Origin of the sequence: Bacillus sp. N13C7 (assembly GCF_026790065.1) — a bacterium.
In the GTDB taxonomy this organism is placed as follows: Bacteria; Bacillota; Bacilli; order Bacillales; family Bacillaceae; genus Bacillus.
In genome coordinates this window covers 54980-75005 of the sequence record NZ_JALAMO010000018.1, presented here as the reverse complement: position 1 = coordinate 75005, position 20026 = coordinate 54980, and the positions used below count along the sequence as shown (strand labels likewise).

The 20026-nt window shown below is 42.7% G+C and carries 20 protein-coding genes and 1 riboswitch; of the genes, 18 read left to right on the top strand and 2 right to left on the bottom strand.

What is annotated here, in order from left to right:
• Positions 1-10 precede the first annotated feature (10 nt).
• From resC to aroD, 6 genes are all read left to right on the top strand, one after another.
• Positions 11-1186 carry a cytochrome c biogenesis protein ResC gene (gene resC / locus MOB98_RS17780; RefSeq protein WP_268359794.1) on the top strand — a complete coding sequence of 392 codons (1176 nt, stop codon included), beginning with the start codon at positions 11-13 and terminating at the stop codon, positions 1184-1186.
• An 81-nt stretch (positions 1187-1267) separates the two neighbouring features.
• Positions 1268-1990 carry a DNA-binding response regulator ResD gene (gene resD, locus MOB98_RS17775; RefSeq protein WP_268359795.1) on the top strand — a complete coding sequence of 241 codons (723 nt, stop codon included), beginning with the start codon at positions 1268-1270 and terminating at the stop codon, positions 1988-1990.
• A complete protein-coding gene (resE, locus tag MOB98_RS17770; RefSeq protein WP_268367083.1) occupies positions 1987-3756 on the top strand; it encodes a sensor histidine kinase ResE in 1770 nt (589 codons plus the stop codon). Before resD ends, resE begins: the two co-directional genes overlap by 4 nt.
• Positions 3757-3959: 203 nt before the next feature.
• Complete coding sequence (gene sigX, locus MOB98_RS17765) at positions 3960-4544, top strand: RNA polymerase sigma factor SigX (protein ID WP_268362974.1); 585 nt, start codon at positions 3960-3962, stop codon at positions 4542-4544.
• A complete protein-coding gene (locus tag MOB98_RS17760; protein ID WP_268362975.1) occupies positions 4480-5583 on the top strand; it encodes a GerMN domain-containing protein in 1104 nt (367 codons plus the stop codon). The genes sigX and MOB98_RS17760 overlap by 65 nt, the downstream gene beginning before the upstream one ends.
• A 111-nt stretch (positions 5584-5694) precedes the next feature.
• Complete coding sequence (gene aroD, locus MOB98_RS17755) at positions 5695-6462, top strand: type I 3-dehydroquinate dehydratase (RefSeq protein WP_268362976.1); 768 nt, start codon at positions 5695-5697, stop codon at positions 6460-6462.
• Positions 6463-6501: 39 nt separating this feature from the next.
• Here aroD and serA read toward each other — a convergent pair whose 3' ends face one another.
• Positions 6502-8079: a phosphoglycerate dehydrogenase gene (serA, locus tag MOB98_RS17750; RefSeq protein ID WP_268362978.1), complete on the bottom strand. Its 1578-nt coding sequence runs from the start codon at positions 8077-8079 to the stop codon at positions 6502-6504.
• 206 nt (positions 8080-8285) lie between these two features.
• A riboswitch (FMN riboswitch) is annotated at positions 8286-8419 on the top strand.
• A 152-nt stretch (positions 8420-8571) separates the two neighbouring features.
• Here serA and fmnP point away from each other — a divergent pair.
• Entirely contained in the window at positions 8572-9144 is a 573-nt protein-coding gene (gene fmnP, locus MOB98_RS17745) for a riboflavin transporter FmnP (protein WP_268362979.1), read from the top strand.
• A gap of 37 nt (positions 9145-9181) precedes the next feature.
• Here fmnP and MOB98_RS17740 read toward each other — a convergent pair whose 3' ends face one another.
• Complete coding sequence (locus MOB98_RS17740) at positions 9182-9430, bottom strand: ferredoxin (RefSeq protein ID WP_003225461.1); 249 nt, start codon at positions 9428-9430, stop codon at positions 9182-9184.
• A 265-nt stretch (positions 9431-9695) separates the two neighbouring features.
• On the opposite strand from MOB98_RS17740, the gene MOB98_RS17735 reads away from it, so the two are divergent.
• The 11 genes from MOB98_RS17735 (at position 9696) to sleB (ending at position 20018) form a co-directional block, all read left to right on the top strand.
• Complete coding sequence (locus MOB98_RS17735; protein WP_268359866.1) at positions 9696-10754, top strand: helix-turn-helix domain-containing protein; 1059 nt, start codon at positions 9696-9698, stop codon at positions 10752-10754.
• The gene (locus MOB98_RS17730) at positions 10747-12237 is read left to right on the top strand and encodes a RecQ family ATP-dependent DNA helicase (protein ID WP_268359834.1); all 1491 of its coding nucleotides are present in this window, start codon (positions 10747-10749) and stop codon (positions 12235-12237) included. Before MOB98_RS17735 ends, MOB98_RS17730 begins: the two co-directional genes overlap by 8 nt.
• Before the next feature lie 26 nt (positions 12238-12263).
• Positions 12264-12866 (top strand): CPBP family intramembrane glutamic endopeptidase, encoded by a 603-nt coding sequence (locus MOB98_RS17725; RefSeq protein ID WP_268359836.1) that lies wholly within the window; start codon positions 12264-12266, stop codon positions 12864-12866.
• Entirely contained in the window at positions 12817-13545 is a 729-nt protein-coding gene (locus MOB98_RS17720; RefSeq protein WP_268359837.1) for a LysM peptidoglycan-binding domain-containing protein, read from the top strand. The genes MOB98_RS17725 and MOB98_RS17720 overlap by 50 nt, the downstream gene beginning before the upstream one ends.
• A gap of 66 nt (positions 13546-13611) precedes the next feature.
• Complete coding sequence (locus MOB98_RS17715) at positions 13612-14055, top strand: YpbF family protein (protein ID WP_268359838.1); 444 nt, start codon at positions 13612-13614, stop codon at positions 14053-14055.
• Positions 14056-14139: 84 nt separating this feature from the next.
• Positions 14140-14919: a metallophosphoesterase gene (locus MOB98_RS17710; protein ID WP_268359839.1), complete on the top strand. Its 780-nt coding sequence runs from the start codon at positions 14140-14142 to the stop codon at positions 14917-14919.
• A gap of 158 nt (positions 14920-15077) precedes the next feature.
• The gene (locus MOB98_RS17705) at positions 15078-15662 is read left to right on the top strand and encodes a genetic competence negative regulator (protein WP_268359841.1); all 585 of its coding nucleotides are present in this window, start codon (positions 15078-15080) and stop codon (positions 15660-15662) included.
• Positions 15663-15820: 158 nt separating this feature from the next.
• The gene (gene gudB, locus MOB98_RS17700) at positions 15821-17095 is read left to right on the top strand and encodes an NAD-specific glutamate dehydrogenase (RefSeq protein ID WP_268359842.1); all 1275 of its coding nucleotides are present in this window, start codon (positions 15821-15823) and stop codon (positions 17093-17095) included.
• Positions 17096-17205: 110 nt separating this feature from the next.
• Entirely contained in the window at positions 17206-18180 is a 975-nt protein-coding gene (locus tag MOB98_RS17695; RefSeq protein WP_268359844.1) for a YpdA family putative bacillithiol disulfide reductase, read from the top strand.
• Positions 18181-18299: 119 nt separating this feature from the next.
• Positions 18300-18956: a glutamic-type intramembrane protease PrsW gene (gene prsW / locus MOB98_RS17690; protein WP_014114228.1), complete on the top strand. Its 657-nt coding sequence runs from the start codon at positions 18300-18302 to the stop codon at positions 18954-18956.
• 150 nt (positions 18957-19106) lie between these two features.
• Positions 19107-20018 (top strand): spore cortex-lytic enzyme, encoded by a 912-nt coding sequence (gene sleB / locus MOB98_RS17685; RefSeq protein WP_268359846.1) that lies wholly within the window; start codon positions 19107-19109, stop codon positions 20016-20018.
• Positions 20019-20026 lie beyond the last annotated feature (8 nt).

Below are 20026 nucleotides of genomic sequence, written 5' to 3'. Positions count from 1 at the left end.
GAGTGATGTCATGGCAGAGCTGAGCGGAAATTTTCTTTATGCGGCCTTTCTTGTGTATTTAATCGCTGTCCCGATTTTCGGCGGGGCCATACGCGGAAACAAAGGTGAAAAGGGCAAGCCAAACCAATGGGCCAACATAGGAATCACTCTTTCTATTATCGGTTTTCTCTGTCACCTGGGATATTTCATCACAAGGTGGGCTGCCAGCGGCCATGCGCCGGTCAGCAATATGTTTGAATTCACCACTGCCTTTGGCATGATGCTAGTTTTGGCGTTTATTATTCTATATTTTATCTATAAATTGCCTTCATTAGGCCTGTTTACGCTGTCAATCGCGTTATTGCTGATTGCTTACGCCAGCATGTTTCCAACGGATATCTCACCCTTAATTCCGTCACTGCAGAGCAATTGGCTGTATATTCACGTAACAACGGCCGCGCTTGGGCAGGCTATACTTGCCATCAGCTTTGTCGCAGGCGTCATCTTTCTGTTGAAGCATGTAGACCAGACAAAATCAAGCAAAAAAACCTTTTGGCTTGAAGCGATTATGTTTATTCTGGTCACAACCGTCGCCTTTATTGCCATCACATCAGCATTTCGTATTGCAGGCTATGAAGCGGAGTTTAACTGGGTGGATAAAAATAAAGAAAAAAGCGTGATGGTGTACGAAATGCCTGCGCTTGTCGGCCCGCATCAAGGAGAGCTTTTGACCGAGGGGAGAATGGAGCCGCTTCTTGAGCTTCCTGCTCTTTTCTCAGGCAGAAAGGTGAATACTGTCATTTGGTCATTTGGAGCGGGACTTGTTTTGTACGGCGCGCTTCGCCTGATCATCAGAAAAAGAATCAGCGCTCTGCTGCACCCGCTGGTAAAAAACGTAAACCTTGATCTGGTGGATGAGGTTGGGTACAGGGCCGTATCAATCGGATTTCCGATCTTTACGCTCGGTGCGCTGATCTTTGCGATGATTTGGGCTCAGCTCGCGTGGACGAGATTTTGGGGCTGGGACCCGAAGGAAGTATGGGCGCTGATCACGTTTTTGTTCTATGCCGCTTACTTGCATTTAAGACTGTCAAGAGGCTGGCACGGTGAGAAGTCAGCATGGCTGGCCGTAATCGGTTTTGCTATTATTATGTTTAATTTAATATTCGTAAATCTGGTGCTTGCCGGACTTCATTCTTATGCATAGCCCTTAGGAAGCGACACAGTTCTCAAACTTTCTCACGATTTGATAAAATGAGAGTAACAGAAGGAAAGCAGGGGGAAAACGATGGACCAAACGAACGAAACCAAAATATTAGTAGTTGATGACGAAGCCAGAATTCGCCGCCTTTTAAGAATGTATCTTGAACGTGAAAACTATGTCATAGACGAAGCTGAAAACGGTGATGAAGCCATTGCCAAAGGGCTTGAAACGAATTATGACTTAATTTTACTTGACCTGATGATGCCGGGGACAGACGGAATTGAAGTGTGCCGGCAAGTTCGGGAAAAAAAAGCGACACCAATTATTATGCTGACCGCAAAAGGAGAAGAAGCAAACCGCGTGCAGGGATTTGAAGCGGGAACAGATGATTATATCGTCAAGCCGTTCAGCCCGAGAGAAGTCGTGCTGCGTGTAAAGGCCCTTTTGAGAAGAGCATCCCAAACCTCTTATTTCAATGCCAATACACCGACGAAAAATGTGCTCGTGTTTTCACATCTGTCCATTGACCATGATGCTCACCGCGTAACGGCTGACGGGACAGAAGTAAGCCTGACGCCAAAAGAGTATGAGCTTCTCTATTTCTTAGCGAAAACGCCTGACAAAGTGTATGATCGGGAAAAGCTTCTGAAGGAAGTGTGGCAATATGAATTTTTTGGTGATTTGCGGACAGTAGACACTCACGTCAAACGTCTGAGAGAGAAGCTGAACAAGGTATCTCCGGAAGCTGCGAAAAAAATTGTCACCGTATGGGGTGTAGGCTATAAATTTGAGGTCGGCGCTGAATGAAATTTTGGAAAAGCGTAGTAGGCAAGCTGTGGTTTACGATCCTTTCACTTGTTTTAATCGTATTATTCATTTTGACGGTTCTTTTACTGGAGTTTATTGAAAATTACCATGTCGAAGAAGCAGAGAATGATTTAACACAGCTTGCGAATAAAGTTGCTGTCATCTTGGAAAATCACGAGGACCAGGCACTGGCAAGGTCAATCACTTGGGAGCTTGCTGATAACTTAACAAGCATTGCCATCATTCAGGATGAGAAAAAACACTGGTATTCTCCGAATGATAAAAATCGCCTGTCGTCCATTACGGTTGAGCAAATACAGCAAGATAAAGACTTAAATAAAGCTCTCCAAGACCATAAAAAAGTAAGCAAACGAACGGGTCTGAGCGATACAGATTCGGATAATGAACGACTGATTGTAGGTGTCCCGTATGAAAAAGACGGAAAGAAAGGCATGGTCTTTTTATCCCAGTCTTTGCTTGCCGTTAAAGATACGACAAAACATACGACCCGCTATATTTTTCTTGCCGCGGGGATTGCGATTGTATTGACCACATTTTTCGCTTTCTTTTTATCAAGCAGGGTCACGTATCCGCTTCGAAAAATGAGAGAAGGTGCCCAGGACTTGGCAAAGGGCAAGTTCGATACAAAAATCCCGATTTTAACCCAGGATGAAATCGGTGAACTGGCAACTGCTTTTAATCAAATGGGCCGGCAGCTTAACTTTCATATTAATGCACTCAATCAAGAAAAAGAACAGCTTTCTAACATTTTGAGCAGTATGGCTGACGGGGTTATTACCATTAATATTGACGGTACGATTCTTGTGACAAACCCGCCGGCTGAACGGTTCCTTCAGGCTTGGTATTATGAGCAGAACATGAATATCAAAGAAGGCGATAACCTTCCGCCTGAAGCAAAAGAGCTGTTCCAAAATGCTGTCAGCACTGAAAAAGAACAAATGATTGAGATGACGCTGCAAGGCAGATCATGGGTGCTTTTGATGTCACCGCTTTATGCGGAATCGCATGTCAGAGGAGCTGTTGCTGTGCTTCGCGATATGACTGAAGAACGCCGCCTTGATAAGCTGCGTGAGGACTTTATCGCAAATGTCAGCCATGAGTTAAGAACACCGATCTCCATGCTTCAGGGATATAGTGAAGCGATTGTCGATGACATTGCAAGCTCCGAAGAAGACCGGAAAGAAATTGCCCAAATCATTTATGACGAATCGCTCCGAATGGGCCGGCTAGTCAATGATCTGCTTGATTTAGCCCGAATGGAATCGGGCCATACAGGCTTGCATTATGAAAAAATCAATGTTAATGAATTTTTAGAGAAGATCATCCGGAAATTTTCCGGTGTTGCGAAAGAAAAAAATATTGCATTGCATCAAGACATTTCTCTTACAGAAGAGGAATTTATGTTTGATGAAGACAAAATGGAGCAGGTATTTACCAATTTGATTGATAATGCGCTGCGGCATACTGCATCCGGCGGCAGTGTTTCCATTGCAGTCCATTCTGTGAAGGATGGATTGAAAATTGATATCAAAGATTCTGGATCCGGTATACCGGAAGAAGATCTGCCGTTTATCTTTGAGCGGTTCTATAAGGCAGACAAAGCGCGGACAAGAGGCAGAGCAGGGACCGGGCTTGGGCTGGCTATTGTTAAAAATATCGTGGAAGCCCATAATGGGTCGATTACGGTGCACAGCCGAATAGATAAAGGAACGACTTTTACATTTTATATTCCGACAAAATCATAAAATCGAGTCTGAATTTGCCGAAGAATCTTGTTCCATAAGAAACACCCGCTAATCGAGCGGGTGTTTTTTTAAACTCTCATATTAATAAAATTTAAGGATATGTTAATATAAATTCCCTTCCAAATTCCAGTTTCTCGTAATATAGTTGTAATGTAACTTTTCAAGCTATTCATACGACAAAAAAGTGAACGGAGGGGTTTCAAATGGAAGAAACCTTTCAATTATTATATGATACGTATCATCAAGATTTGTACCAATTTTTATTTTATATGGTAAAGGATAAAAGCCAGGCAGAGGATCTTCTTCAGGAGGTTTATATCCGGGTATTAAATTCTTACCATACGTTTGAAGGAAGAAGCAGCGAAAAAACATGGCTTTTGTCGATCGCACGCCATGTTGCGATCGACTGGTTCCGTAAACAGCAGACGATCAGACAGCGTATTCTCGGCACATTTGATTGGGATACACAGGATGTCAGAGATCAGCAATTGCTTCCGGATGAACTCGCGGTTCAACATGAGAATGTCAGGGAAATTTATGCTGCGCTTGATCAATGTACGATTGATCAAAGAGCTGTGATTATCTTGCGGTTTATTCAGGGATATTCAATACAGGAAACAGCCAAGGCTCTGCGCTTCTCGGAAAGCAAAGTAAAAACGACCCAACATAGAGGGCTCAAAGTACTTCGGAAACATATGGAGCTTTTGAGGGAGGAGCTAATGGATGATGAAGTCAGATTGGAACGAAGAACAGATAAAGGAGTTGTTAAGTCAACTTCCGGCAGTTAAAGACTATCGTTCGCCTCAGGATATTTACAGACGGCTAGCGATGGAAAAAAGCAACAAAAAGCCCGCTGTTAGGTGGATTGGCCCCGCATGTGCCACTGCAATTGCGGTTTATATCGCCTTCATTATTTCTCCTCAATTCTTTGATCAGGCACAGCCTCAACAAAAAGAAGCGTCCCAAGAGAACGCTGTTGCGAAAACTGAGACAGCAGACAGCCCAAAAGCTGCATCAGCCCTGGATCAGACATCGTATGTTGTTCCTGAAAAGGAACAGAACCATTACATTACTGTAGCGATTGCTGATGCCGAAACATCCGCAATTATCCCCGTCAGCATCCAAAAAACAAATGCAGACCAAACGATCCAGGACATGCTGTCTGTAAGTAGTGAATTAGATATCTTGGATCATGCCATTACGATTCCATCCTTCATAGATGAACTAGAGATAAAGGAAAAACCAAAGCAGAAGGAATTAAGTATACAGGTCCATCAGCCAGTTACGGCTTTTTCTTTAAAAGATGATACACTGTTAAAAAAATTGCTGAAAGAATCCTTAAAATGGAGCCCATATGAAAAAATAAAATTTTTATCGGAGCAAAATGACAGTGGCGTTCGTATTGGTTCATATGGCACTTTTACGGAAATTTCGATTCCCAAACAGTCAAGAAGAGCTTACTACTTGTACAAAAATGAACAAGGGAACTTTCTCATTCCGTCAGAAAAAACATTTGATACGGTCAAAGAAGCGATTAAAGAAATGGAATCGAGCAATCAGGAACATACAACACCTCTTATTCAAGCAGGTACTGTCCATTCTGTAACGAAGAAACAAAAGCACTTATATGTCCGCTTCTCAAAGGAATCAGAAGTTGAGAATTCTATTGCCAGTATTTTAATGATTGAGGGTCTTCTGTTAACAGCAAAAGAGTTTGGCTTCACAGAAGTGACTTTTACCGAAACCAGAACAAAAAAAATAGGCAGATATGACGTATCAGATGCTATTCCGGTACCGGCTGCTCCAAATCCGATTTTCTTAAACTAAAATGGGTCCTTTGAGGCTCTTTTTTAGTTTGTTTTCATATAATTAAAATTTTCAAAAAAAAGTTGAGCGTGTATAATAAAACAAGGTAACGATTGAAAGGATTTGAGATGAGTGAGCGTGTTAACAATCAAAGGAGTTTCCATCGGTGAAGGGATGCCGAAAATCATCGTTCCGCTAATGGGAAAGACGGAAAAACAAATTCTGAATGAAGCAGAGGCAGTAAAATTACTGAATCCTGATATTGTGGAGTGGCGAGTCGACGTATTTGAAAAAGCTAATGACAGAGAAGCCGTCACACAGTTGATTTCTAAACTGCGGAAATCATTAGCGGACAAGCTGTTTCTATTTACATTCAGAACCCATAAAGAAGGCGGGAGCATGGAAATAGACGAAAGCACCTATCTTGCTTTGCTGAAAGCGGCAGTCCAAACAAAAGACATTGATCTTATTGACATTGAATTATTTTCAGGAGATGCAAATGTGAAAGCGTTAGTATCCTTAGCGGAAGAGAACAATGTCTATGTGGTGATGTCAAATCATGATTTTGAGAAAACGCCTTCGAAAGGTGAGATTCTTTCGAGACTTCGGAAAATGCAGGATTTAGGGGCGCATATTCCAAAAATAGCTGTTATGCCGAAGAATACAGGTGATCTCATAACGCTGCTTGATGCGACGTATACAATGAAAACAAAATATGCAGACCGTCCAATCATTACAATGTCAATGGCTGCAACAGGGCTGATCAGCAGGCTGAGTGGTGAGGTTTTTGGATCAGCTTGTACTTTTGGCGCGGGAGAAGAGGCGTCAGCACCTGGTCAAATACCAGTTTCGGAGCTGAGGAGTGTATTAGACATTTTGCACAAAAACACACGAGAATAAAATAAAAAACTCAAGCTGCTATAGCTTGAGTTTTTTGATTTATGGAAGATCAATGAGTTTTACAGACACAATATCAGGAACTTCTGTTAGTTCCTTCACAATTTTGTCTTCAAGATGTCTGTCAAAGGAAAGCATCATGATGGCTTCTCCGCCTTTTTCTTTACGGCCAACCTGCATAGTTGCAATGTTAATATCGTTATCTCCGAGTATGCGTCCGACTCGGCCGATGACACCTGTTGTGTCCTGATGCTGGATATATACAAGGTGACCCGTCGGGTAAAAATCAATATTAAATCCGTTGATCTCGACAATACGCTCTCCGAAGTGAGGAATATACGTAGCCGTTACAGTAAAGGTGCTGCGGTCTCCTGTCACTTTTACGCTGATGCAGTTATCGTACCCAGATTCAGAAGAGGAAATTTTTTCACTGAAGCTGATGCCGCGTTCTTTTGCGACACCTCCAGCATTGACTTCGTTAACAGTTGAGTCAACGCGCGGTTTTAAAAAGCCTGACAGAAGGGCTTTTGTAATGAACGATGTTTCAAGCTTAGCAATTGTGCCTTCATATTGAATGGCAACATCCTGTACCGGCTCTTTCATGCATTGGGATACGAGGCTGCCAATTTTACCTGCGATTTGATGGTAAGGCTTGATCTTAGCGAATTCATCTTTTGTCATGGCAGGCAGGTTGATGGCTGACATCACAGGAAGACCTTTTGCGAACTGCAGTACTTCTTCTGACACTTGAGCCGCAACATTCAGCTGCGCTTCTTTAGTTGATGCTCCTAAGTGAGGCGTGGCAATGACTAATGGGTGATCAACGAGTTTATTGTCAACTGGCGGTTCAACTTCAAACACGTCAAGGGCCGCTCCGGCAACATGCCCGTTTTCCAAAGCTTCGAGAAGTGCTGCTTCATCGATAATACCGCCTCGCGCACAGTTAATTAAGCGAACACCTTTTTTCGTTTTTGCAATCGTTTCTTTATTTAACAAGCCTTTTGTTTCTTTTGTTAAAGGTGTGTGAACGGTAATGATATCCGCGCTTTTAAGCACTTCCTCAAATGTCCGGCTGTTCACGCCGATTTTTTTCGCTCTTTCTTCAGTTAAGAATGGATCAAAAACATGAACAGTCATACCGAATGCTCTTGCACGCTGCGCAATTTCGCTTCCGATTCGGCCTAATCCTACAATCCCAAGCGTTTTTCCATAAAGCTCTGAACCAACGTAAGCTGTGCGGTTCCACTCTCTGGATTTCACTGAGATATTAGCCTGAGGTATATGTCTCATTAAAGAAGAGATCATCGCAAATGTATGCTCAGCTGTCGAAATGGTGTTGCCGTTTGGAGCGTTAATCACGATGACCCCGTGTTTAGTCGCCTCGTCAATATCGATATTGTCTACACCGACACCGGCTCTTCCGACGATTTTTAAGGAAGTCATTTTGTTGAAAAGGTCTTCTGTTACTTTTGTCGCGCTTCGCACCAAAAGAGCATCAAAAGTATGTAATTCATCCTCTGCATCTGCTACGTTTTTTTGAACGATTTCAATAAAGTCTGATTCAATAAGTGGCTGTAAGCCGTCGTTGCTCATTTTGTCTGAGACCAATACTCGAAACATCGTTAGATTTCCTCCTAAAATGTCAAACTAAATATCTGATAATTTAACATATTCTCAATAGAGTGTCAATGTGTATTGCCGCAGTAAAGGATAAAAGGAAGGCTTGTCAATCAATATTCATATAGCTTTCAACGATTATATATAATTTGAAGCAATTCCCTATACAGTCAACCAGTTATCGTTTATAATGAAACTAAATTCATATGATCAATCTTCGGGGCAGGGTGAAATTCCCTACCGGCGGTGATGAGCCGATGGCTCTAAGCCCGCGAGCTGTTTTTCAGCAGGATTCGGTGAGATTCCGGAGCCGACAGTATAGTCTGGATGGGAGAAGATGGAGGTTCATAAGCGTTTTGAAATTGGATTTTCAAACGTTTCTTTGCCTAGCCTAATTTTCGAAACCCCGCTTTCATACATGAAGCGGTTTTTTTATTGGCAGGAAAAGAACCTTTCCGTTTTCGAGTAAGATGTGATCGAAAAGGAGAGAGTGCAGTGAAGGTAAAAAAGTTAGTTGTGATTAGTATGTTGAGCAGCATTGCATTTGTTTTGATGCTGTTAAATTTCCCGTTTCCGGGTCTTCCGGATTATTTAAAAATTGATTTTAGCGATGTGCCAGCTATCATTGCCATTCTCATTTACGGACCATTGGCGGGTATTGCTGTAGAAGCGATAAAAAACGTTCTTCAATATATCATACAGGGAAGCATGGCGGGAGTTCCTGTTGGGCAAATTGCCAATTTTATAGCAGGGACACTCTTTATATTGCCGACTGCTTTCTTATTTAAAAAGCTGAACTCAGCAAAGGGCTTGGCTGTCAGTCTGCTTTTGGGAACTGCAGCGATGACCATTTTGATGAGCATTTTAAATTATGTTCTGATTCTGCCGGCTTACACATGGTTTTTACATTCACCGGCATTATCCGACAGCGCGCTGAAAACAGCGGTCGTTGCTGGTATCCTGCCGTTTAATATCATAAAAGGGATTGTGATTACGATTGTATTCACACTTATTTTCATCAAGCTTAAGCCATGGATTGAACAGCAGCGAAGCGCGCATATCCATTAAATAAAAAAGCTCCCGCAGGGGAGCTTTTTTGTTGCTTCTATTCAAATTTAAGCGGGTCGCCTTCAAATGGCTCATCCGCCACTTTGATGGAATCAGTAGGGCATCCTTCAAATGCATCAATCATATCTTCTTCCAGTACCTCAGGAACTTCGACAACGCCTTTGTTTTCATCAAGCGTTACGAACGCGATGCCTTCATCATCGTAATCGTAAATGTCTGGTGCAGCAGCTCCGCAAGCGCCGCATGCAATACATGTATCTTTGTCTACGATTGTGTACTTTGCCATGAATAAAACCTCCCAGATTGTTCTTGGTGGAACAAATGGATCAATCTTTATATTTAATCAATTTAACACCTATTCCTCTTACTTATTGTAATGATGTTGCTGCCACATTTCAACAGAAAAATGATTGAGAATGCTTATCACATAAGGGGTTATCTACATAACATCCCCCTTAATGATGACTTTAAACGTCGATTTCTGTTTAAAATCTGTTAAAATAAAAGGAGCAAATCAACGATTTTTGTCAGGAAGAATGTGGGTGGATAGGTTGTCATTAAATTACTTCGATATTATGGTTCTCGATTGCCTTTGCAAAATAAACGGAGAACGGTCAGGAAGTGCTGTTTTTCACCTATTCAAAGGCAAAAGATCGTCACAAACCATTCAAGATGCCGGCTTATTTCAGACGGCAAAATACTTTGGGATGGTTCAGCAATGTTCGAGAAGCGATATTTCAGCGTCACTCACCAAGCTTGAACAGCATTCATATGTCGAACCAATGTCTGAAACAGATACATACAAGGTGACAGCCAGCGGCGAAACTGCATTGAGACATGCTCTCAGTGAACGCCCCTGGCCGGCTCACTGCCACGGCGCTTATTACCAGCAGGCTGCCGGCGTACTTTGGAAAAGGCTTTCGCTGCTTGTGCAGGTCTTATCTCATAAACAGCGAGGGAGCAGGCAGTATATCCCTGTCACCAAGGATTATAAGACACTTCACTGGGTAAAGAAATACCTGTCCCGGCATACGGATCATATAGAGATGGCAAACAGCCTTTTTGCCATGCTGGAGGAGAATTTGCATAAGATTGATGACAAAGCAGCGCAAATTTTTGTCTACTCCTTAACCTCGCATGATAGGATCGGTTATACGAGCAGGCAGCTTGCTGACACGCTGAAAGAAGATGAATGGTATGTTTATGTCATGTTTTGGGCTTCCGTACATTATTTTATTCATTCTCTTCCGGAGTGTGAACATTCTCTGTTAAGGGACCTCCTATCTGATGTGCATTTAGAGAATGCCCTGACAGAGTCAACGAGGAAAACATGGCAGATGGTGAAACAAGGGATCCCGATACAGCGAATTGCCGAAATCAGAAAGCTGAAAACAGCAACCATTGAAGACCATATTGTCGAGATTTCTCTCCATGAGCCTGCGTTTATGATTGATGACTATGTATCAGCGGAAGACCAGCTTCGCATTGCTGCGTTTGCTAAACGAATGCGGACGAACAAAATCAAACAAATTCGCGATGGGCTGGAGCAGCGGTTCAGCTATTTTCAAATCAGACTGGCATTGACAAAGCAGGTGCAGCAATATGACTAAATTACAGCAAACGTTATATCAGTTTTTTGGTTTTACTTCATTTAAAAAGGGGCAGGAGGACATTATTAGCAGCATACTCAGCGGGAAGGATACCATTGCGATGCTTCCGACTGGCGGAGGGAAATCGCTTTGCTACCAGCTGCCTGGCTATATGCTTGACGGTATGGTATTAATCGTTTCTCCATTGCTTTCTTTAATGGAGGATCAGGTACAGCAGCTTAAAGCAAGGGGCGAAAAGCGTGCGGCCGCTTTGAACAGCATGCTTAGCTGGCAGGAAAGACAATTCGTGTTAGAGCACATTCATCGCTATAAATTTTTATACTTGTCTCCTGAGGCTTTGCAGTCCCCATATGTATTGGAAAAATTGAGAAACGTCCCGATCAGCCTATTCGTAATTGATGAAGCTCATTGTATATCTGAATGGGGGCACGATTTCAGGCCTGACTATTCAAAGCTCGGACAGCTGAGAAAACAACTTGGGCATCCGACGGTTCTGGCATTGACTGCTACAGCTACAAAGGATACGCTGCAGGATGTCATGAACCTGCTGGAGCTGCAGCATGCCGAACGGCATCTAAACTCAGTCAATCGCCCAAACATCGCGCTCAGGGTTGAAAATGCGGCGGACACTGCCGAAAAAATAGATAGGGTCATTCAGCTGGTTGAAAACCTGCAAGGTCCGGGAATTGTTTATTGTCCGACACGAAAATGGGCTGAGGAATTAGCGGGTGAAATCAAAAGCAAAACGAGCAGCAGAGCCGACTTTTACCATGGCGGTATGGAGTCTGGGGACAGGATTTTAATTCAGCAGCAGTTTATTCATAACCAGCTTGATGTCATATGTTGTACGAATGCGTTTGGAATGGGTGTCGATAAGCCTGATATTAGATATGTAATTCATTTTCATCTCCCGCAGACGGCTGAAGCTTTTATGCAGGAAATCGGCAGAGCGGGACGTGACGGAAAGCCGAGTGTCAGCATTTTACTGCGTGCGCCAGGGGATTTTGATTTGCAGGAGCAGATTATCCAGATGGAGAGTGTCACAACTGAAGAAATCGCCGATGTGATCCGTGTGCTGGAGCAGACGGAGGAGCGGGATGAAAGAAGGCTGCGTGACTTATTAATGGAGTATGGTATCGGAGAGACACAAGCACGTATGATGATTCATCTCTTTATGCAGGGGTTAACATCAATTGAATTAATGAAGCGGGAAATTTCATATCGCATGGAGCTGAAGCTGGAAAAAATGCGCCGCGTATCTTTTCTGCTTCAGCGTGACGGCTGTTTAAGGAAGTCACTGTTAGCCTATTTTGATGAATCATACGAGCCTGATGAGGGAAACCTCCCGTGCTGTTCACATTGCGGTTTCGATCTATCCTTGTATGAACATAAAGGAGAACGGAGTAAAATGGCGCCGTTAGACAGCTGGAGTTCGGAGTTACACCGGATATTCAGGTTGCAGACTGTAGGTGAGCTGAACTGAAACAGCAAAAGGATCTCATACAGCATATGTCTGATCGTGATATGCTGAAGCAGTTATATTTGACGCAGCTTTTGATCATCATCGCTTCAGCAGTAACGGGCTTATTCTTTTTTGCGGACGTAAGAGACGTACTAAAGCTCTGGGATATTCACGATATGCGAATTATTTGGTATGGTATTTCTATTGCAGTTATTGTTATTTTAGCCGATATGGCCGTGATGAAATGGTGCCCGCCTCATTTATATGATGACGGCGGAATCAATAAAAAAATATTCAGTAAGAGGTCAATCCCTCATATTATATTTTTAACGCTTCTGATTGCTTTCGCGGAAGAAATGTTATTCAGAGGAGTGCTGCAGACTCATATCGGTCTATGGGCGGCCAGCGTTGTATTTGCCGTTCTGCATTTTCGGTATTTGTCTAAATGGCTGTTATTTTTCATGGTGACAGCAATCAGCTTTTTGCTCGGTCTGATGTATGAATGGACCGGCAACTTATTCGTGCCGGTGACGGCGCATTTTATCATCGATGCCGTGTTTGCCTGTCAGATTCGTTTTGAACATGTGAGGAGGGATAAACATGACGAACATGTCGAGAGTAGAGAGAAGAAAAGCCCAGAATCTTTATGAAGATCAAAACGCCGCATTGGCGGATGATTATGTCGATGATGATGGAGAAAGCCTTCCGACAAGACAATCTGTAAAAAATAAAAGAGAACAGAAAAAAAAGCAAGGCAAAACAAAAACGCCATTATTCACAGTACTCGCTGTTATATTTGTTTTTGTGCCGGTTATCGTTTTAGTCACCTTATTTTATCTAAAAAGCCATCCGGATAATCATGACGATTATGAGGATGTTTTTATCGACAGCAGTCAAAGCAAATACGAGATTGTACCAAAATCAGAGGATAAAAAAGACACCGCAGACACCAAAGAGACCGCACTGCAGCAAGAGTCAAAAAAAAAGTCTGAGAATACAAAGGCAAAAGAGCCGACAAAAACAACTGATAAGAAACAGCCTGCTGTAGCGGAAAAAGAAGACTCGACAAATAAGGAGGAAGCAACCACTGCGGCTGCTTCCTCTTCCCAACAAACAGCAGCACCGCAAGAACAGCAGCCGGCTGAACCAGTTCAAGCTGAGCCGAAACGCGTTGTCAAGCATACCGTCCAAAAGAAAGAAACGCTATACCGCATTTCTATGAAATATTATAAAAGCCGGTCGGGAGAAGAAAAAATTCGCGCATATAATCATCTGAATGGAAATGATGTTTACACCGGACAAGTTTTGGACATCCCCCTTGATGGATGAATAGGGCATTTTTTTTGTGTTCCGTTCATATATTGTAGCAATGAAAATGGACAAGGTGTGAAGCGTATGGAATCCTTATGGAATCAGCTGGATCAGTTTACAGACGCGCCGACCAAACAGATGCTCAAAGCGCTGGTGAAACGAAAACAAAAATTCGAAAATTATGCAGCACAATGCCGCAGATGGCGATGGACTTCGCTTATTTGCCTGGGCTTATTATGTCTGATGATCATGATCAAAAGCCCGGCGCCCCAACTCGTTCTTCAAGAAGTGCTTAGCCATACCTTTTATTTATTTTGGCTGATGGCAACCGCTTTTGCATACTGCACTTCATATTATTTTAAGAAAAAGGAAGATAAAGCTGAGGGCGATTTCCATAAGCTGAGATGTGAAATTATTCAGAAAAGCACTGATCTGTGGCCGCAGCCGGAAAAATGGAAGGCGAGAGAGTCTGTTTTTTACATGATGAAGCACAAATATGACATTAATCTGTATTTTGAAAGTAAATAAAATGGGGCGTTTTCTCAAACGATAGAAACGTCTTTTTTTATTGTCCGTCTTATTGATAAGTTCTAAAAAGAATGGAGAGTTTTTATGAAGCTATCAGTGAAAATTGCCGGTGTGATAACTGTGGCAGCAGCGGCAATGACGGCAAAAATGTACTCAGTGGCAAAAGGCAACCATCTGAAAACGCATACGTTGCATTTGCCAAAAATGAAGGGCAAGCCGCCCCTTACAATCTTTTTTATTTCGGACATTCATAAACGTCTCATTGATGAGACTCTTTTAGAAAAAGCACGAAGCCATGCCCCTCAATTGGTTATAATTGGCGGTGATTTAGCTGAGGGAGGAGTGCCCAGCACAAGAATCGAGGAAAACATCAAAAGGCTCACGGATTTTGGGGTTCCTGTCGTGTTTGTTTGGGGAAATAATGATTATGAAGTCAGACAGCATAAGCTGTATTCCATATTCAAAGCGTACGGCGTTATCAGCCTGAGGAATGAGTCAGTTCCGTTTTCGTACAATGGCCATACGATCGCGATAGCTGGAGTTGATGATATCAGGATGGAGATGGATCATTATGAGGAAGCCATCAAAGAACTCGATAACAGCCGGCTGAATATTCTGGTTTGTCATAACCCGGAGATCCACGAGCAAATCAACGAAGCTGACGGAATTGATGTGATATTCAGCGGACATACCCATGGCGGCCAGATCAGATTTGGAAAATTCGGCCCGTATGAACTCGGAAAAACAGGCATTGTGAAAAATGCGGCGTATTTGATCAGCAACGGATATGGCACCACAAAAGTGCCTCTTCGTTTAGGGGCTGAGCCGGAAACACATATTGTGACTCTATGTGCGCCAGAATAACTTTTCAAATGCGAAAACCCATAAAGGAATAAAAACTGCATTGTGCTTGTCTTACTAGTGAACTCAGTGTAAACTGATAACAATTAAGAACCTATGACTCATCATCTCATATAATGTGTTATATGATTTGTGTGCAAGTAGAGGCAGGAGGGAACGTTATGCGGCTTGAGCGTCTGAATTATAATAAGATCAAAATCTTTTTAACCCTCGATGATTTGACAGACCGGGGACTGACAAAAGAAGACCTCTGGAAGGACTCATTTAAAGTCCACCAGTTATTTAAAGATATGATGAATGAAGCTAATACAGAGCTCGGCTTTGAAGCGAATGGACCGATTGCAGTGGAAGTGTATTCTCTCCAAGCACAAGGGATGGTTGTGATCGTAACAAAGAATCAAGACACCGATTCAGAAGACGATGAGTATGATGATGATTACATCGAAATGCAAGTCAAGCTTGATGAAAGTGCAGACATCATTTATCAATTCCATTCCTTTGAAGATATCATTCAGCTTTCAGAAAGCTTACAGCGAATCGGTATCACAGGGGGAACTGTCTACCACTATGACGGACATTACTTTTTAAGCCTTGAAGACCTGGGCTCACATACGGCTGAGGGGATTGTGTCGGTTCTCGCTGAATACGGCAATCCGACAACTTTAACGATTTATCGCCTGCAAGAGTACGGCAAGCTTATTATGGACGGTAATGCCGTTGAAACGATACAGACTCATTTTTCATAAGAACGCATCGGAAAAAACTGCTGATTTTACAGCAGTTTTTTTCATTAAAAAACATGGAAAAACATAACGTTTATTCTATGCACAGGTGATATGAAGGTGTATACTATTCTCTGAAAGGGAGCATGTGAGAAACAGAAGATTCTAGGAGGTTAACTCAAATGGCAGCCGATCGAAACACCGGTCATACAGAAGAGGACAAACTTGATGTATTAAAATCAACCCAAACCGTAATACATAAGGCTCTGGAGAAATTAGGATATCCCGAAGAGGTATACGAACTGTTAAAGGAGCCGATGAGATTATTAACGGTAAAAATACCTGTTCGAATGGACGACGGTTCAGTAAAGATTTTTACAGGCTATCGTGCGCAGCACAATGACTCTGTCGGTCCGACGAAAGGCGGGATACGTTTTCACCCGAACGTAACAGAAAAAGAGGTGAAGGCGCTTTCTATTTGGATGAGTTTAAAATGCGGCATAATTGATCTTCCATATGGCGGTGGTAAAGGCGGAATTGTTTGTGATCCAAGGGATATGTCGTTTAGAGAGCTGGAGCGTCTGAGCAGAGGGTATGTCAGAGCAATCAGCCAAATTGTCGGCCCGACCAAAGACGTGCCGGCGCCGGATGTATTTACAAACTCACAAATCATGGCATGGATGATGGATGAGTATTCAAGAATTGATGAATTTAATTCGCCTGGATTTATTACAGGCAAGCCGCTTGTGCTTGGCGGATCTCATGGGAGAGAATCTGCGACTGCAAAAGGTGTAACCATCTGTATTAAAGAAGCGGCTAAGAAAAAAGGCATCGATATTAAAGGTGCGCGTGTCGTGGTCCAAGGCTTTGGAAATGCCGGAAGCTATTTGGCGAAATTTATGCACGATGCGGGAGCAAAGGTTGTCGGCATCTCAGATGCGTATGGCGGGCTTTATGATCCGGAGGGCCTTGATGTCGATTATTTACTCGACCGACGTGACAGCTTCGGTACTGTAACAAAGCTTTTCAACGATACTATTACGAACCAAGAGCTGCTGGAGCTGGATTGTGATATCCTCGTTCCTGCTGCGATTGAAAATCAAATTACAGAAGAAAATGCCCATAATATCCGGGCTAAAATAGTCGTCGAAGCAGCAAACGGTCCAACAACACTTGAAGGAACAAAAATTCTTTCAGACCGGGACATTCTGCTTGTGCCAGACGTGCTGGCAAGTGCCGGCGGCGTAACGGTTTCTTATTTTGAATGGGTTCAGAATAACCAAGGCTTCTACTGGAGTGAAGAAGAGGTAGAAGAAAAATTAGAAAAAATGATGGTCAAATCATTTAACAATATTTATGAGATGGCTAATAACCGAAGAATTGACATGAGACTCGCCGCTTATATGGTCGGCGTACGCAAAATGGCTGAAGCTTCGCGTTTTAGAGGCTGGATATAAGTTGATGATTTGCATAAAAATAAAAAATCTCCTATGATAAAATGGGAGATTTTTTTTATTCGGAAATAGAAAAATATGAAGTGAAATGCCAATCGCAGGAGTTGACGGAAATGATTCAAGAAAAAGCAATTATTATAGGCGGAGGACCTTGTGGACTATCTGCTGCCATCCACCTAAAACAAATTGGCATTGATGCCCTCGTCATCGAAAAAGGCAATGTCGTTAACAGCATTTACAATTATCCGACGCATCAAACCTTTTTCAGCTCAAGTGAAAAGCTTGAAATCGGAGACGTAGCATTTATTACGGAAAACAGAAAGCCAGTCAGAATTCAGGCTTTGTCGTATTACCGGGAGGTCGTCAAACGGAAAAACATCCGTGTAAATGCGTTTGAAATGGTGCATAAAGTGACGAAGGCAGAAAACAATACATTCGTTATAGAGACATCAAAAGGGACTTATACGACGCCTTATTGCATTATTGCCACAGGCTATTATGATCATCCAAACTATATGAACGTACCCGGTGAGGATTTGCCGAAAGTATTCCATTATTTTAAAGAAGGCCATCCGTACTTTGATAAAGATGTCGTCGTCATCGGCGGGAAAAATTCAAGCGTAGATGCTGCACTCGAACTCGTGAAATCTGGAGCGCGAGTCACAGTTTTATACAGGGGCAATGAGTATTCGCCAAGCATTAAGCCATGGATTTTGCCGGAATTTGAATCGCTCGTCAGAAACGGAACAATCCGTATGGAATTTGGCGCTTGTGTCGAAAAAATCACCGAGGATGAGGTTGTCTTCCGCTCAGGCGAGAAGGAGCTCATCACCATTAAAAATGATTTTGTATTTGCCATGACAGGCTATCATCCTGACCATCAATTTCTTGAAAAAATAGGAGTTAAAATTGATAAAGCAACAGGGCGTCCGTTTTTCAATGAAGAAACGATGGAAACGAACGTTGAAGGTGTTTTTATCGCCGGGGTTATTGCGGCGGGGAACAATGCAAATGAGATATTTATTGAAAACGGCAGATTTCACGGGGGACATATCGCAGCGGAAATCGCAAAAAGAGAAAATCATTGAAGAAGGAGAGCATATGATGAATTCGTATGCTCTTTCTGTTTTTTTAAGTGCAGACAGATGTAAAATCATAAACAACATGGTAGGATAGACTTAGGAATATAAAGGAAAGAGGTTGCCTGATGTTTGCAATCATCTCTGCAGGAATTGCTCCCGGCATCGCGCTGTTAAGCTATTTTTATTTAAAAGATCAGTATGACAATGAACCTGTACATATGGTGCTTCGCTCGTTTTTTCTAGGGGTTGTTCTTGTATTTCCCACGATGTTTATCCAGTACGTGCTTGAAAAAGAGAATGTGGGAGGCGGAAGCTTTTTCGTTTCTTTTTTATCGTCAGGGTTTTTGGAGGAATCGTTAAAATGGTTTATTCTGATGGTCAGTGTATATCCGCACGCCCATTTTGATGAGCATTATGACGGGATTGTGTACGGGGCAAGTGTATCCCTCGGTTTCGCAACCCTTGAGAATATTTTATACTTAATCGGCCACGGTGTGGAGCATGCGTTCGTCAGAGCTCTGCTGCCTGTTTCATGTCATGCTTTGATAGGCGTTATTATGGGATTTTATCTTGGGAAAGCCCGTTTTTCCGCTGATAAGGCGCGTGTGAAGTGGCTTATTCTTTCTTTAGCTCTCCCGTCACTTTTGCATGGATCGTATGATTTTATTCTGACAGCCCTCAGCAATTGGATTTATTATATGTTTCCATTTATGTTATTTTTATGGTGGTTTGGTTTACGTAAAGCGAAAAAAGCCCGTTCCGTTAATATGATGCAAGTCTAGAAGCCGCACAGAAACCGTGCGGCTTTTTTGTGCTGATTTTTCATATGAGATTTTATGCTCTGAGGGATAACAAGGAAAGAGTGTATAAAAATAACCTCGTTACAGAAAATACGATTACACTTAAAAATTTGCAGTAGGAGGCTTGAAAAGATGAAGTCCAAAGGATCGATTATGGCATGTCTCATCCTTTTTTCCTTTACAATAACGACGTTTATCAATACTGAAACCATTTCTGCCTTTTCGAATCAAGTCATTCAAAGAGGGGCAACAGGGGATGATGTGGTCGAACTTCAGGCGCGTCTTCAATACAACGGATATTATAACGGAAAAATTGACGGGGTTTATGGATGGGGAACGTACTGGGCAGTTCGAAATTTTCAGGATCAATTCGGGTTAAAAGAGGTTGACGGCCTTGTAGGAGCTAAAACAAAGCAAACCTTAATATCTAAATCAAAATACTATCGTGAATATGTCATGGAACAGCTCAATAAAGGGAATACATTCACGCATTACGGAAAAATTCCGCTGAAGTATCAGACGAAACCGTCAAAAGCAGCAACACAAAAAGCTAGGCAGCAAGCGGAAGCGCGGCAGAAACAGCCTGCAGAAAAAACAACGCAGCAGCCTAAAGCAAATCAACAGCAAAACAATACACCTGCAAAAGCGAGAAAGCAGGATGCGGTAGCAGCTAACATGCCCGGCGGATTTTCCAACAATGATATCAGGCTGCTTTCTCAGGCGGTTTATGGCGAAGCCCGGGGCGAACCGTACGAGGGCCAGGTTGCGATTGCAGCAGTCATTTTGAACCGTTTGAACAGCCCTTTATTTCCAAATTCAGTGGCGGGAGTTATTTTTGAGCCGCTTGCCTTCACAGCAGTAGCAGACGGGCAAATTTACATGCAGCCGAATGAAACGGCCAGAGAAGCAGTGATGGATGCCATCAATGGCTGGGACCCATCAGAGGAAGCGCTGTACTACTTTAACCCGGATACAGCTACAAGTCCATGGATTTGGGGGCGTCCGCAGATTAAAAGAATCGGTAAACACATTTTCTGTGAGTAGCAGGACAT

Bases quoted from the DNA above. Each gene is read 5' to 3' on its own strand.
- sleB (WP_268359846.1), top strand. From the start codon at position 19,107: ATGAAGTCCAAAGGATCGATTATGGCATGTCTCATCCTTTTTTCCTTT.
- MOB98_RS17760 (WP_268362975.1), top strand. From the start codon at position 4,480: ATGATGAAGTCAGATTGGAACGAAGAACAGATAAAGGAGTTGTTAAGT.
- resE (WP_268367083.1), top strand. From the start codon at position 1,987: ATGAAATTTTGGAAAAGCGTAGTAGGCAAGCTGTGGTTTACGATCCTT.
- gudB (WP_268359842.1), top strand. From the start codon at position 15,821: ATGGCAGCCGATCGAAACACCGGTCATACAGAAGAGGACAAACTTGAT.
- MOB98_RS17730 (WP_268359834.1), top strand. From the start codon at position 10,747: ATGACTAAATTACAGCAAACGTTATATCAGTTTTTTGGTTTTACTTCA.
- MOB98_RS17720 (WP_268359837.1), top strand. From the start codon at position 12,817: ATGACGAACATGTCGAGAGTAGAGAGAAGAAAAGCCCAGAATCTTTAT.
- MOB98_RS17740 (WP_003225461.1), bottom strand. From the start codon at position 9,430: ATGGCAAAGTACACAATCGTAGACAAAGATACATGTATTGCATGCGGC.
- MOB98_RS17725 (WP_268359836.1), top strand. From the start codon at position 12,264: ATGTCTGATCGTGATATGCTGAAGCAGTTATATTTGACGCAGCTTTTG.
- prsW (WP_014114228.1), top strand. From the start codon at position 18,300: ATGTTTGCAATCATCTCTGCAGGAATTGCTCCCGGCATCGCGCTGTTA.
- MOB98_RS17705 (WP_268359841.1), top strand. From the start codon at position 15,078: ATGCGGCTTGAGCGTCTGAATTATAATAAGATCAAAATCTTTTTAACC.
- resD (WP_268359795.1), top strand. From the start codon at position 1,268: ATGGACCAAACGAACGAAACCAAAATATTAGTAGTTGATGACGAAGCC.
- MOB98_RS17715 (WP_268359838.1), top strand. From the start codon at position 13,612: ATGGAATCCTTATGGAATCAGCTGGATCAGTTTACAGACGCGCCGACC.
- MOB98_RS17710 (WP_268359839.1), top strand. From the start codon at position 14,140: ATGAAGCTATCAGTGAAAATTGCCGGTGTGATAACTGTGGCAGCAGCG.
- MOB98_RS17695 (WP_268359844.1), top strand. From the start codon at position 17,206: ATGATTCAAGAAAAAGCAATTATTATAGGCGGAGGACCTTGTGGACTA.
- sigX (WP_268362974.1), top strand. From the start codon at position 3,960: ATGGAAGAAACCTTTCAATTATTATATGATACGTATCATCAAGATTTG.
- serA (WP_268362978.1), bottom strand. From the start codon at position 8,079: ATGTTTCGAGTATTGGTCTCAGACAAAATGAGCAACGACGGCTTACAG.
- resC (WP_268359794.1), top strand. From the start codon at position 11: ATGGCAGAGCTGAGCGGAAATTTTCTTTATGCGGCCTTTCTTGTGTAT.